The following is a 12930-nucleotide window of genomic DNA, read 5'->3' as shown; positions in this document are numbered from 1 at the left end:
TTAAATCTACTTATTTATATAATCCCAAACTACCATAAGAGGAATCTCATTAACAAGAAAAAATTCCAATTTTTAGATTTTCAAAACAAAAAGATGCTCTCTATCTCGTATTACGAGTAAAAATTAAAGAGCATCCCTTTTATCCTAATATTTACGAGCAGTAATACCCCTCGTCTCAAAGCTCCCTGACAGAAAAAATTAGTAAGAGATGGACTGCTTGTCAAAGTCCAGTTGGTGAAGGCTAATATTCAGCGGTGGATGGAGAAAGCTCCACCGCTGAATGTTTCATTTTATTGGCAACTTCTTTCAAAATCGCCTCGTACCATTCCAAATAATGAAACATTTTAAGGCGGACTACTTTTTTAATCTCCACCGCCTCCGCAATCTCCTCCTCCACTATCACCTGAACTACTACAATCGTTATCGCTATAGTTTACAAATCCACTTGATGAATTTGATGAACCTTTTCTCCTTCTCGCCTTGCTCTTATCCTGTTCACCTTTATCACTTGGTGTCCATATATATAGAAATAAAAAGCCATACAACACCATTTCTACTATTCCTACAAATATCTTTAATAACTCCCCAAAAAACCCCTTAGTTAGATGTGACTGACTCATTTTAAAATAGATGTAAACACAGAATCCTAAATACAGAAAAATAGTAATGATTCTAAGTACTTTAAGTATAATGGCAATTGGTTTCTCATGTTGCTCTATAACTACTTCCTTTTGTTGCAATACATGCTGTTGTTTAGGTTGTCTCTTCTGTTTTTTCTTACTACTTTTCCTCCCCATTGGATCCCCCCCTAGACCAATTTACTTTATTCTATAATTCTCGTTACTTATTATAAATCACATATGAAATAAACATAATTCCCCAAATCCTATCGTATCATTCTTAAAATTTTTTTGTCTATCATACGTTATAAAAACATATTGAATATTTTGTTAAATCGAGGTCTAACTTTTTGTAGAAGACACTTGAGTTACTACATACAAAAAGACCCTCCTTATCTAAGGAAGGTCTCACAATTTTTTTATTATGATAAAGCAGGAGCTTTATCAAGAAGCTCTTTCGCATCAGCGTATTGTAAGCTGTGTGCTTCTGCAACTGCTTCAAATGTTACATAGCCGTCTAACGTGTTAATACCTTTTAATAATGCAGAGTTACTTAAGCAAGCTTCTTTGTAACCTTTGTTTGCAATTTGTACTGCATATGGTACTGTTACGTTTGTTAACGCAAGAGTTGATGTACGCGGAACCGCACCAGGCATGTTTGCAACTGCATAGTGAACAACGCCGTGTTTTTCATAAGTTGGGTTGTCATGAGTTGTAATACGATCAGTTGTTTCGAAAATACCACCTTGGTCAATTGCGATATCTACTACAACAGAACCTGTTTCCATTGATTTAATCATTTCTTCTGTTACAAGTTTTGGCGCTTTTGCACCTGGAATTAATACTGCACCGATTACAAGATCAGATTCTTTTACAGCTTCTGCAATGTTATAAGGGTTAGACATTAAAGTTTTTACTTGGTTACCGAAAATATCATCTAATTGACGAAGGCGTTCTGCACTTAAGTCGATAATCGTTACATCAGCACCTAAACCTACCGCAATTTTCGCCGCGTTTGTACCAGCTTGACCACCGCCGATAACTGTTACTTTACCACGTTTTACTCCCGGAACGCCTGCAAGTAAAATGCCTTTACCGCCCTTGTTTTTCTCAAGGAATTGTGCACCAATTTGTGCAGACATACGACCAGCTACTTCACTCATAGGTGCAAGTAGTGGTAAAGAACGGTTGTCTAATTGTACTGTTTCATAAGCAATTGCTACTACTTTATTATCGATTAAAGCTTTTGTTAATTCTGGTTCTGGAGCTAAGTGTAAGTATGTGAATAAAATTAAACCTTCACGGAAATAACCATACTCACTTTCAATTGGCTCTTTTACCTTCATAACCATCTCTTGATTCCATGCTTCTTCAGCAGTTTCAACAAGTTTTGCCCCAGCTTGTACGTATTCTTCATCTGTAAAGCCAGATCCTAAACCTGCACCCTTTTGAACAAAAACATCATGACCATTGTGTACTAAATGCACAGCACCAGCTGGCGTCATTGCCACGCGGTTTTCATTGTTTTTAATTTCTGTTGGAATACCGATACGCATTCTTAATTCCCCCTTGAGTTATGAAATGACCCCTGAATCATTTTTTTAAAGCGCTTTCTATGCTCTTATATTTTAACATAATATCTCAATATTTGACAAAAAATATCTCGAGTTTTCCTATAGATTTTATCTATTTTTATCGATGTCTGTGAATAACATCAACGGCCCCTGTTACTTCAATGATTGTGCCCGTAATCATATCAGAATCTTCCTCGCATAGAAATGCAATTGTGCGAGCGATATCTTCACCTGTTCCAGATCTACCAATTGGTGTCTTGGCATCTTTCATCATACGTGCCTCTTGAATCGTTGCCTCTTTCATTTCACCAATAATATCTCCTGGACAAATCATATTTGATGTAATTCCGTATTCTGCTTCCTCATAAGCAATTGTCTTTGTTAATGAGACCAGTCCTACCTTTGCTGCAGCAAATGCGGAACGGTTCATCCAACCAGGTGCACTATCCGCTCCTTGAAACCCATAATTGATAATACGGCCAAAACGCTCTTTTCTCATGATCGGAACGACAAGTTTTAATAAACGAAACACTGCTGTTAAATTCCCTTGTATCATTTCATTCCATTCATCTTCTTCATAATCAATTAAATTTTTACGTTCAAATACGTAAGGACCTGCATTATTGATTAAAAAATCAATTTTGCCAAAACGGTCAATTGCTCCTTCTACCATTTTATGTAAATCCTCTTTTTTCGTGACATCTGCTTGCACAAACTGCAGTCGTTCTGCTATATGTTCATATTTTTCCCTCATTGCTTTGGCAGCTCTTATATCGCTGCGATATGTTACGGTTACTGAATATCCTTCAGTCAATAATTTTTCTGTTACTTGCTTTCCTAAACCTTTCGTACCGGCTGTAATGAGCGCGTGTCTCACAAAAATAGCCTCCTTTTTATTCCTATACTCAATATGTAACAAGTTATCCCATCAATTACAACTAAAAAGAATCGAAATAAATTTTTCAAAATTCTGTAACGTTTTCGACAAGCACATTACCATATTTTGCTTTATAATTAAGTTGTAAAAAGGTTATAAAAAAGAATTGGGAGGAATCTACTATGAATAATACATATACAAATATTTTAATTGCAGTGGACGGTTCCAAAGAAGCAGAAAAAGCCTTTAAAAAAGCAATTCAAGTTGCAAAGCGCAACAACGCAACATTAACAATCGCTCATATCGTTGATGTAAAAGCATACTCTGCTGTAGAAGCATATAGCCGAGCAATTGCTGAGCGTGCAAATCTCTTTGCAGAAGATTTATTAGAAGACTACAAAAAGACTGCAACTGAAGCTGGTCTTGAAAAAGTAGATACTGTATTAGAATTCGGTAATCCAAAATCTAAAATTTCAAAAGAAATTGCTCCAAAACATAAAGTAGATTTAATTATGTGTGGTGCAACTGGTTTAAACGCTGTAGAACGCTTCTTAATCGGTAGCGTCTCTGAACATATTATTCGCTATGCGAAATGCGATGTCCTTGTTGTCCGTGGTGAAGAAGAGCAAGGTGAACTATAATTTATCAAAATATAAAAGCATCAAGCTCATGTAGGCTTGATGCTTTTTTGTGTATTCAAATATCAAATAACAAAATATATCTTTGCTCCCATTCGATTAACTTAAAAATCGAAGGATAGAATATATCTGTTCGGTTACGCTAAGAAAAAAAGAAACGAGGGATGCTACATGGGCGATTCCGAACGAATTATTTTAGATGTAAATGATGAAGAAATTGAAATGCTCGACACAATCTGCTCTCATTTTAAAGAAAAGCATGGTGTTGAGCTGAGTCATGGTGCACTCCTCCGTGATTTAATGGATATTGAATATATTCGTATTACAGAAAATCGGCATAAATACGAATAAGAAAAGACGTTCAGTAATTGGCAAAACCACCTTACTGAACGTCTTTTTAATCATTTATATACGATTCTTTTTATGCCTTTTTAACAAATTCAGATTTTAATTTCATAGCTCCAAATCCGTCAATTTTGCAATCAATATCATGATCTCCATCAACTAAACGGATACTCTTTACTTTTGTACCTATCTTTATAACGGATGAAGTTCCTTTTACTTTAAGATCTTTGATTACTGTTACAGCATCACCATCGTTTAAGATATTTCCATTTGCATCTTTAACAACCTTTTTGTCTTCACTATTTTCAGTTTCTGACCCTAGAGCCCACTCATGCGCACACTCTGGGCAAACAAATAGACTTCCATCTTCATACGTATATTCTGAATTACATTTCGGACAGTTCGGTAAGTTTTGCATATTTTTTATTTCCTCCATTATAAAAATTACTCTCAATTCCCTTTTTCATACTTACGTAAACTTAACAATTACGAACTGGAAACTCACGAAAAATAGGGATGTTCCTTATATACTGCCATAGTATTTTCAGATTGACAAGCCAACTTTATGTGAACACGTTTTCTAAAAAAGAAAGCACATCATATAGTGTGCTCTCCTTCTTTACGTTGATGGCAATGCGGTAAACTTAGATTTCTAAACATACTATTCCAGATGAAGAGTTGTTTTAGCATGGATTCCCCTTCCAAAATACAAAACAATTATAATGATGGTATAATTAGGAAAATGAACTAAGGGGTTCTGGTACATGAAATCTGAAAGTATATCAAAACATTTTCACACATTAAATCAACAAAGATCTCAATTTCTCCCTAAACTACAATCACTTCCGCAAGAAGAACTATGGCATCGAAATAAAAATGGGAAATGGTCAATTGGGGAACATCTCTACCACCTGTACTTAATTGCAAAAATGCTAAAAGTTGCAATTAAGTTTTCTTTCACACTTCTTCCCTATGCCAAAATAAGAAGAAATGCCCCGTTTGCAACTGAAATACATGACATCTATGCAGTATACAAAGAAAAAAATGGGAAAGGAATGAAAGCTCCTTGGATTTTAGTACCATCCAAAAAAATCTATTATTCTATGGATGGTAAAGAACTGGAACGATTGCTAGTTAACGAAACAAATGCAATCAAAATATGCGTTCAAAATATAGAAGAAAATATCGCGGGGCACATTGTATTTTTGGATCCACTCGCTAAGTATCCCAACCTAATTCAAGCCATTCAACTTTTAGCGATACATGAGAAACATCATTTTTTAATCATTGAAAATATCTATAAAACGATGCATGCACGTAGTCTAGAAGTATAAAAACACTAAATCAGTGAGACCTGAATCCCTCACTGATTTAAGTTTCACTTTATCTTTACTTCTTCTCCTACATATTCCAAATGCCATGCATCTTGAATAGATAATACTGGAGATCCGCTTGTATTCTTTGCAAATCGAAGAAGTCCATATTCTCCTGCGTAAAATATAGAAGCGTTGATTGGAAAACAAGGATAGTGCTGGTCTTCATCTACAAATACTGGTTTACCTTCTTTTTTTAAGAAGCTAAACTCAAATACGCCTGCTGAATATGTTCCCTCATAATCCTTCCATTCTACTGCCTGAACATGCTTTCTTTGTAAATCTGTATACTTACAAGGGCTTCCATTAATAACGATATACTTTGTTCTTAAATCCATTACTCGAAACCCTATCGATACTACCTCACCATTATGACGCGCTATATAGAAATCCTTTCGAACAGGTTCTAATTGCATTTTTTCTCCATTCCACTCCATCATAAGAGCAGTATCTTCAATTGTTATACTGACAAATCCTCTTTTTGCACCTAAATACGCCCCTTCATAGTTTCTCCAACAATCCGAATCAACTTGAACAGGAGTGATTTTAGGTTTAACAGTTTGTCCTATGAATTGGTTCATTAACATCTCTATAATTTCCCACCCATAATCCTGCGTCGCCATCGTCACAAATCCTAGCTTTTTCTCTGGGAACAATACTAAAAAACATTTATATGTGCTTATCGCTCCGCTATGCCAAAGCATTTCGCAGCCTCGCTCTTTCTCTATTATCAAACCTAAACAGCTACCAAACTCGTTTAAAGTGTAGTTATCAACTTGCTTCTTATGCATTTCCTCAATTATTTCTGACCTTAAAAAGGTCTTACCATCTAAAATCCCTTTATTTAAATGCATCATCGCAAAGCGAGATAAATCTGTTATGGTCGACATTCCAAAAAAGGAAGGATAATTCGTTACATTTTCTGCAAATTTATGTTGTACCTTCCAATCGCCTTGTTCTGTTTTTTCATGGGCTAAAGCAAGAGGATACGTCATCGCTTCAAGCGGATCATACATTGTTCTAGTCATTCCAAGTGGATCTAATACATATTCCTTCATGAGCTCTGCAAACGGCTTTTTACATACAGATTGAGCTACATATCCTGCAAGATTATAAGCATGATTTCCGTATGAATATAGGATGCCAGGTGGAGTTACTAGTTTCAAATTAGGAACTATTTCCTCTATATAAGATACCCATCCTGCCTGATCACGAGGTCCCTCTATATCTCCTCCATCAGGTAAACCCGCGGTATGACTTAGCAACATACGAAGAGTTATGGTGCGAGCGTATTCTTGATTCTGCAGGGTAAACTCTTCTATATACGTACAAATTGGAACATCTAAATCTAAAATCCCCTCTTCTACGAGCTTCATTATTAAAGTCCCTGTTAAACTTTTACTAACTGATCCAACGCGGAACAATGTATCGGTCGTAACCTTCTGATTCGATTCTTCCCAGTTCATGAGACCGAATGCCTTTTCATACAAAATTTCTGTTTCATTTATGATTGATAGTGCAAACCCCGGTACTGTTTTGTTCTGTACTTGTTGTTCTATATGCGATTCAATATCTTTTATAGATAACACAGGGCATTACCTCCCTATTCTTTTTGAATTTCATTTGAAGTAAACTCTTTAATAAGTTGGCATAATAGACGCTCCTTACATTACTAAATCTTCCACCTACCCAAATTTCAACTTAAGATTGCGAAACTCCTTTCTCCTTTAACACACTTATTATTTTTTCTAGTAAAAAAAGAGGATACCCCGCTCCTATATAGAGCGGAGTATCCTCTCATCCTTATAAATTTACAGTCTCTCCCACTAACACCTTCGCTTTTTCCAGTGCATTTTGAATTTGTTCGAATCCTGTTCCACCTGCACTATTACGACGTTTTACCGCTGCATATGGCGAAAGAACTTCATATAAATCTTCTTCAAATAACGAACTCATTTCTTGATATGTTTCTAGCGGTACATCTAATAAATAGATTCCTTTTTGCGTACAATGAAGAACGAGCTTTCCAACAATTTCATGCGCCTGACGGAATGGAAGTCCTTTGTTTGCTAAGTAATCAGCAATTTCTGTTGCATTGGAGAAGTCTTGTGTTACGGCTTGCCCCATTTTTTCTTTGTTTACAGTCATCGTTTCTAGCATGCCCGCCATAATGTGCAGGCAGCCTTCTACTGTTTTCACCGTATCAAACATACCTTCTTTGTCTTCTTGCAAGTCTTTATTATAAGCAAGCGGCAATCCTTTCATTACCGTTAACAAGCTAAATAGATTGCCGTATACTCTCCCTGTTTTACCACGAATGAGTTCAGCCATATCAGGGTTTTTCTTTTGCGGCATAATGCTGCTTCCCGTTGCGTACTGGTCGCTCATTTCAATAAATTGAAATTCCTGACTGCTCCATAAAATGAGTTCTTCACAAAAGCGTGATAAATGCATCATTAGTATGGACGAATTGCTAAGAAATTCTAGTATGAAATCACGATCACTCACTGCATCTAAACTATTTTCATAGATTCCTTCAAAACCGAGCAACTCTGCGCTATACGAACGGTCAATCGGAAATGTAGTTCCCGCAAGAGCACCCGCACCAAGCGGAGAAATATTAATGCGCCCCACTGAATCCTCATAACGATTTACATCGCGCTCTAACATCCAAAAATATGCAAGTACATGATGAGCAAACGAAATTGGCTGTGCACGTTGCAAATGTGTATACCCCGGCATAATTGTTTCAATATTCTTCTCTGCTTGATGAACAAGAACCGATTGCAGTTGTTTCGTTGCCTTTATAATATCTTTCACTTTATTACGTAAATATAAATGCATATCTGTCGCAACTTGATCATTACGACTTCTTCCTGTATGAAGCTTTCCACCAACGTCACCAATTTGTTCAATTAACATTTTTTCAATGTTTAAATGAATATCCTCAGCATCTACTGAAAAAGTTAACTCATTTATTTTCGCTTTTTCTAATAAATGTTGAAGGCCTTCTTTAATTTTCTCTGCTTCTTCTTTTGTCACAATCCCCTGCTTCGCAAGCATCGTAACGTGAGCGATACTTCCTTCTATATCTTCTACCACTAATTTTTGGTCAAAGGAGATGGAAGCTCCAAACTCCTCGACCCACTCTTCTGCTTCTGCTGTAAAACGGCCTCCCCAAAGTTTGCTCACGCTTCCACCTTCTTCTGATTTACTTGGCTGTATACTTTTGTTGGAAGACCAAATAAAGAAATAAAGCCAACTGCAGCATCATGGTTAAATTCATCATCCACTGTATATGTTGCTAATTTTTCATCATATAGAGAGTATTCTGATTTACGTCCTTCTACAATTGCATGACCTTTAAATAATTTCACACGTACAGTACCTGTTACTGTTTTTTGTGTTTCTTGTAAGAAAGCAACAAGCGCTTGTTTTAAAGGCGAGAACCATAAACCGTTATAAATTAATTCCGTTAATTTTTGCTCAATCATTGGTTTAAAATGAGCTACTTCTTTTACAAGCGTTAAATCTTCTAACTCTTTATGTGCTGTAAGTAACGTCATTGCTGCTGGGCATTCATATACTTCACGTGATTTAATCCCAACAAGGCGGTTTTCCACATGATCAATACGCCCAACCCCATGTTTTCCAGCAAGAGTGTTTAACGTTTTGATTAGTTCTGAAAGTGAATAAGAAATGCCATTTAATGTTGTTGGTACCCCTGCTTCAAATCCAATTTCCACAAACTCTGGTTTATTCGGTGTATCTTCTAATGCTAATGTCATTTCATATGCATCTTCTGGAGGCGCTGCCCACGGATCTTCTAAAATTCCACATTCATTACTGCGTCCCCATAAGTTTTGGTCAATTGAGAACGGGCTATCTAAATTGATTGGGATCGGGACATCATTTTCTTTCGCGTACGCAATCTCTTCTTCACGTGACCATTTCCATTCACGTACTGGCGCAATTACTTCTAAATACGGATTTAATGCTTGAATAGAAACTTCAAAACGAACTTGGTCATTCCCTTTTCCTGTACATCCATGTGCGACAGCACTTGCTCCTTCCTGCTCCGCAATTTCTACAAGTTTTTTTGCAATTAACGGACGAGATAATGCAGAAATAAGTGGATATTTCCCTTCGTATAACGTATGACCTTGTAGAGCCATCAATGCATATTCATTCGCAAATTCTTCTTGAACATCAATCATGTAAGATTTAACTGCGCCTACTGAAAGTGCTTTTTCTTTTACAAAATCCAAATCTTTACCTTCCCCTAAATCTAAGCAAAGCGCAATAACATCATAATTTTTATCTTGTAACCATTTAATTGCAACGGAAGTATCAAGACCTCCGGAATATGCTAACACAACTTTTTTCTTCTCCATTTTATATCCCCCTAAAGAATAAATATTCATTATAATTAATAATAATTCAAACTTTAACACCTTTTATAAAATGAATCAAGGGATATTAACAAAAAAAATTCTAACAATTTCATCGAACTTCTTTCTTTTTTTCGGTACAATGGAAACAGAAAATGGGGGTGTCTATATGGAACAATATTTTATATACGATGAACACCTAGGAATAGAAGTACCTGAACTACAAGAAGAATGGGAAGATATCCCTGAAAACATGCAGCATGCAATTTTATTAAAATGGGAACAAATTCGTGGAAAAATACCTGATCGTATAAAAGAACTGGAATATCATATTAACCAAAAACAACAGCGTTTAAATAACGAGGAAAATTTTGAGATTTCTTGTAAACTCAATTCTGAGATTGCCGATCTTGCCTCTATCATTAACGATTTATGGCTATGGTATCGTCTTACTCAACATGTGTCTGAGGGAAAAGCGCATCAATAAAAGAAGCATGCCCTCATTTACTGTGGGTCATGCTTTTTTCATAACAAGGCTTGCAATATATATTTTCCGCTGATTTCGCTAAGCATACATCAAAAGGACCTACTAACAGATTCCTTTCTTTTGGTAACTTTACAAAGGCAACCAATTCTTCTTCATATTGAATTTTTTTTTGACAAAGAGAACATACTAATTCTTTTCTTTTGAACATATCTTTGAACATACTATCTCCTCCCTTACCATTCATCCATCTATACAAATATACTCTCATACAAACTTATTTTTGTAAAAAAATAACACAATATACATTCCCCGCGTCATATACTAACGAAAAGAATTTGTACAGAAACATGACTCTACAGGAAGTTTAATTTTTATCCCCCATTAACTGGGATGCTTTTTTCAAAGAAAAAAGTGACAAACAGGAAACAAGTGAGTAAATTTCAGTACTTCTTTCTTATTACTTATTGGACATCCTCTCCCAACTCCTAAACAAATAGGACTATTTTGCAAAAATATTTAAAAATAGCAGCATACTTCCTATAAAATTACAAATTCTGTAATTTTTCTCCGGTTATTGTCGGTTTCCATCCGCATACATTTTTTGAAAGTATGATATAATAATATAAAATCTTTTACAGAAAGGATTTTGATATCATGATCGCTCGAAGGAGCATGTGGCATCGAATTGACGAATCTTACACGTAGCGTATTTTTTTGCTCAGATACTTTAGTCTAGCGAAAAAAAATACGAGAGTGGGGAAATTATGATTGCCCGAAGGATAATTTGGCAACGAAAAGACTCTTCTTACACATAGCGTTTTGTTTAGGCCTTTATTGATAATTACTAAACAAAACGAAGAAGAAGGCAGGATTGCTAAATAACCAATCCTACTCAAAGTTTTGTTTAGTCGTTTTTAGACTTAAACTAAAACGAAAGTAGGGAGAATTGATGGACGAGAGGATTATTCGTTATTTCTTCAGCGATATATAGCGTAGTTAGTTTGATGTAAACTAACTGAAGGCTATATGAGCTCGTAGTTAGTTTACAAGATGAAAAGAACTACTAACTACGGAAAGAAGGAATAACGATGAGGAACATCCAAAGTCGACAAATTATTAAAGAAATTTTTATGCTTTTAATCGGTTCATTTATTTTATCAGCAGCACTATATCACATTCATTTTCAAAACCACTTAACTGAAGGTGGCTTTGTAGGAATTGCACTATTTATCCAAAACTTTTTTGATATTTCACCGTCAATTTCAACTGTAATAATGGATATCCCGATTATTTTGCTATGTGCTACATTTTTAGGTAAAAAGATGGTTGGTTATTCATTTATAGGATCGATTTCATTCGGAGTATTTTATTCTTTAATGGAAAACTATTCTCCATTTACAGTAGATTTATCAAATCATTTATGGATAGCTGCAGTACTAGGTGGTGCGCTGGCTGGGATTGGACTCGGTTTTATATTGCGATTTGGTGGTTCAACCGGTGGAGACGATATTTTAACAATTGTACTAAGTAAAAAAACTCGATTTACAATTGGTCAGATTTTCTTCGTCTTTGATGCGATTGTACTTACACTTTCATTATATTATTTAACTTGGACAGAAATTGCTTTTACTATTCTTTCAATTGCTGTGCAGGCAAAGACGCTTGATTTAATTTATTATCCAGCAGAAGAAAAGAAAACAGTATCTATTCCAATATCAAAACAACATGCAACAAACTAAAAGCGAAAGGCCTTGGCCTCTCGCTTTTTTTATGCTCTTTTTTCTTTTTCTACTATGTAACGCACTTGGTAGAACCTGGTTGCAAATTCTGTTACATTCCTTGTTAGACGGTAATTCACCGTAGAACCAATCGCCATCCCTAATACAGGAATACCTTGAAATAGTTTACGTCGAAGCGCATAAATAGAAAAAGTCTTCAAAATTTGTTTTAACAAAATTTCTGTAGAAGCTGGTTTTAATACTTCTTCTTCCCCTTCATAAAAGAACGAATCCTCTTGTTCTAGCTCCTGAAGCAAGTTATACCAAGCATATTGCTGAAGCCTTGCTGGCAGTAAGGCAGCATGGAATACTTTTAAAGCGAGCATCATTTCATATGGCTTGTTCACATCATGACCAAATGATGTTGCAATAAGTTGAACTGCCTTTACATTTAACGCAATCATGACCGGAAAATCAGCTGTCAACAATAATAAACCACCGACTCCAGTTGCTCCTCCCTGTACAAAAGAATATAAACGATGACGCGCGGTCTGTTGCTCTGCTATGTATGTTAGTTGATCAATGGATAATGCTTTCAATTCTCCCAGCTGTTCAATCGATTCATCAAACAACCGCGCTGTTCCTAAAATACGATTTCGCGCATCAAGCTGCGATTGTGAACTCTGAATCAATGCATGAAGATGAAATAACCATCCGTCTGCTTTCGCAAAAAATTCTTTTCGCTTTTTCTCCGGAACCTTTGCGACTGAAGTATGCAACCACTTATCAAACATCTTTTGAAAATCGGTTGACTCCTGTTCCAATAGCTGTCCTTCCCAATTTTTAACTTCTTGTAAAATGGCTTGTTCTCGCTTCGATTGCATCGTAACAACCACCTCGCTCAATT

General features: G+C 35.8%; 14 protein-coding genes. 5 read left to right on the top strand and 9 right to left on the bottom strand.

Annotation, left to right across the window (positions count from 1 at the left end):
• Window positions 1-362: 362 nt before the first annotated feature.
• The 3 genes from CN288_RS11635 to CN288_RS11625 form a co-directional block, all read right to left on the bottom strand.
• Window positions 363-797, bottom strand: coding sequence for a hypothetical protein (locus CN288_RS11635; RefSeq protein ID WP_026593658.1), 435 nt, complete (start codon window positions 795-797; stop codon window positions 363-365).
• Window positions 798-1042: 245 nt separating this feature from the next.
• Window positions 1043-2176 carry an alanine dehydrogenase gene (ald, locus tag CN288_RS11630; RefSeq protein ID WP_026593659.1) on the bottom strand — a complete coding sequence of 378 codons (1134 nt, stop codon included), beginning with the start codon at window positions 2174-2176 and terminating at the stop codon, window positions 1043-1045.
• Between the two features lie 136 nt (window positions 2177-2312).
• On the bottom strand, window positions 2313-3104 hold the full coding sequence (locus tag CN288_RS11625; protein WP_081811117.1) for an SDR family oxidoreductase: 792 nt from the start codon (window positions 3102-3104) through the stop codon (window positions 2313-2315).
• 149 nt (window positions 3105-3253) lie between these two features.
• Here CN288_RS11625 and CN288_RS11620 point away from each other — a divergent pair, with 149 nt between their 5' ends.
• Window positions 3254-3712, top strand: coding sequence for a universal stress protein (locus CN288_RS11620; RefSeq protein WP_098302306.1), 459 nt, complete (start codon window positions 3254-3256; stop codon window positions 3710-3712).
• A 168-nt stretch (window positions 3713-3880) separates the two neighbouring features.
• On the top strand, window positions 3881-4060 hold the full coding sequence (locus CN288_RS11615; RefSeq protein ID WP_026593662.1) for a hypothetical protein: 180 nt from the start codon (window positions 3881-3883) through the stop codon (window positions 4058-4060).
• Between the two features lie 70 nt (window positions 4061-4130).
• On the opposite strand, the gene CN288_RS11610 is transcribed toward CN288_RS11615, so the two are convergent.
• Window positions 4131-4472 carry a zinc ribbon domain-containing protein YjdM gene (locus CN288_RS11610; RefSeq protein WP_026593663.1) on the bottom strand — a complete coding sequence of 114 codons (342 nt, stop codon included), beginning with the start codon at window positions 4470-4472 and terminating at the stop codon, window positions 4131-4133.
• 346 nt (window positions 4473-4818) lie between these two features.
• Between CN288_RS11610 and CN288_RS11605 the strand changes: the two genes are divergently transcribed.
• On the top strand, window positions 4819-5388 hold the full coding sequence (locus tag CN288_RS11605) for a DinB family protein (protein WP_098302305.1): 570 nt from the start codon (window positions 4819-4821) through the stop codon (window positions 5386-5388).
• 44 nt (window positions 5389-5432) lie between these two features.
• On the opposite strand, the gene CN288_RS11600 is transcribed toward CN288_RS11605, so the two are convergent.
• From CN288_RS11600 to CN288_RS11590, 3 genes are all read right to left on the bottom strand, one after another.
• On the bottom strand, window positions 5433-7016 hold the full coding sequence (locus CN288_RS11600; protein WP_098302304.1) for a serine hydrolase domain-containing protein: 1584 nt from the start codon (window positions 7014-7016) through the stop codon (window positions 5433-5435).
• A gap of 214 nt (window positions 7017-7230) precedes the next feature.
• Entirely contained in the window at window positions 7231-8619 is a 1389-nt protein-coding gene (gene argH, locus CN288_RS11595; protein ID WP_026593666.1) for an argininosuccinate lyase, read from the bottom strand.
• Entirely contained in the window at window positions 8616-9821 is a 1206-nt protein-coding gene (locus CN288_RS11590; protein ID WP_026593667.1) for an argininosuccinate synthase, read from the bottom strand. The genes argH and CN288_RS11590 overlap by 4 nt, the downstream gene beginning before the upstream one ends.
• Before the next feature lie 166 nt (window positions 9822-9987).
• On the opposite strand from CN288_RS11590, the gene CN288_RS11585 reads away from it, so the two are divergent.
• Complete coding sequence (locus CN288_RS11585; protein ID WP_026593668.1) at window positions 9988-10305, top strand: radical SAM protein; 318 nt, start codon at window positions 9988-9990, stop codon at window positions 10303-10305.
• Between the two features lie 13 nt (window positions 10306-10318).
• Here the strand turns inward: CN288_RS11585 and CN288_RS11580 are convergent, their stop codons facing one another.
• Entirely contained in the window at window positions 10319-10525 is a 207-nt protein-coding gene (locus tag CN288_RS11580; protein WP_026593669.1) for a hypothetical protein, read from the bottom strand.
• A gap of 868 nt (window positions 10526-11393) precedes the next feature.
• Here CN288_RS11580 and CN288_RS11570 point away from each other — a divergent pair.
• Entirely contained in the window at window positions 11394-12044 is a 651-nt protein-coding gene (locus tag CN288_RS11570; RefSeq protein ID WP_026593670.1) for a YitT family protein, read from the top strand.
• 29 nt (window positions 12045-12073) lie between these two features.
• On the opposite strand, the gene CN288_RS11565 is transcribed toward CN288_RS11570, so the two are convergent.
• A complete protein-coding gene (locus tag CN288_RS11565) occupies window positions 12074-12907 on the bottom strand; it encodes an EcsC family protein (protein ID WP_026593671.1) in 834 nt (277 codons plus the stop codon).
• Between the last annotated feature and the right edge of the window lie 23 nt (window positions 12908-12930).

It is taken from the genome of Bacillus sp. AFS023182, assembly GCF_002560575.1.
GTDB classification, from domain to species: domain Bacteria; phylum Bacillota; class Bacilli; order Bacillales; family Bacillaceae_G; genus Bacillus_A; species Bacillus_A arachidis.
Note: the sequence above shows the minus strand (reverse complement) of the source record. Positions and strands in the feature narration are given on the sequence as shown.

Bases quoted from the DNA above. Each gene is read 5' to 3' on its own strand.
- CN288_RS11590 (WP_026593667.1), bottom strand. From the start codon at position 9,821: ATGGAGAAGAAAAAAGTTGTGTTAGCATATTCCGGAGGTCTTGATACT.
- CN288_RS11585 (WP_026593668.1), top strand. From the start codon at position 9,988: ATGGAACAATATTTTATATACGATGAACACCTAGGAATAGAAGTACCT.
- ald (WP_026593659.1), bottom strand. From the start codon at position 2,176: ATGCGTATCGGTATTCCAACAGAAATTAAAAACAATGAAAACCGCGTG.
- CN288_RS11610 (WP_026593663.1), bottom strand. From the start codon at position 4,472: ATGCAAAACTTACCGAACTGTCCGAAATGTAATTCAGAATATACGTAT.
- CN288_RS11565 (WP_026593671.1), bottom strand. From the start codon at position 12,907: ATGCAATCGAAGCGAGAACAAGCCATTTTACAAGAAGTTAAAAATTGG.
- CN288_RS11615 (WP_026593662.1), top strand. From the start codon at position 3,881: ATGGGCGATTCCGAACGAATTATTTTAGATGTAAATGATGAAGAAATT.
- CN288_RS11580 (WP_026593669.1), bottom strand. From the start codon at position 10,525: ATGTTCAAAGATATGTTCAAAAGAAAAGAATTAGTATGTTCTCTTTGT.
- CN288_RS11620 (WP_098302306.1), top strand. From the start codon at position 3,254: ATGAATAATACATATACAAATATTTTAATTGCAGTGGACGGTTCCAAA.
- CN288_RS11635 (WP_026593658.1), bottom strand. From the start codon at position 797: ATGGGGAGGAAAAGTAGTAAGAAAAAACAGAAGAGACAACCTAAACAA.
- CN288_RS11605 (WP_098302305.1), top strand. From the start codon at position 4,819: ATGAAATCTGAAAGTATATCAAAACATTTTCACACATTAAATCAACAA.
- CN288_RS11570 (WP_026593670.1), top strand. From the start codon at position 11,394: ATGAGGAACATCCAAAGTCGACAAATTATTAAAGAAATTTTTATGCTT.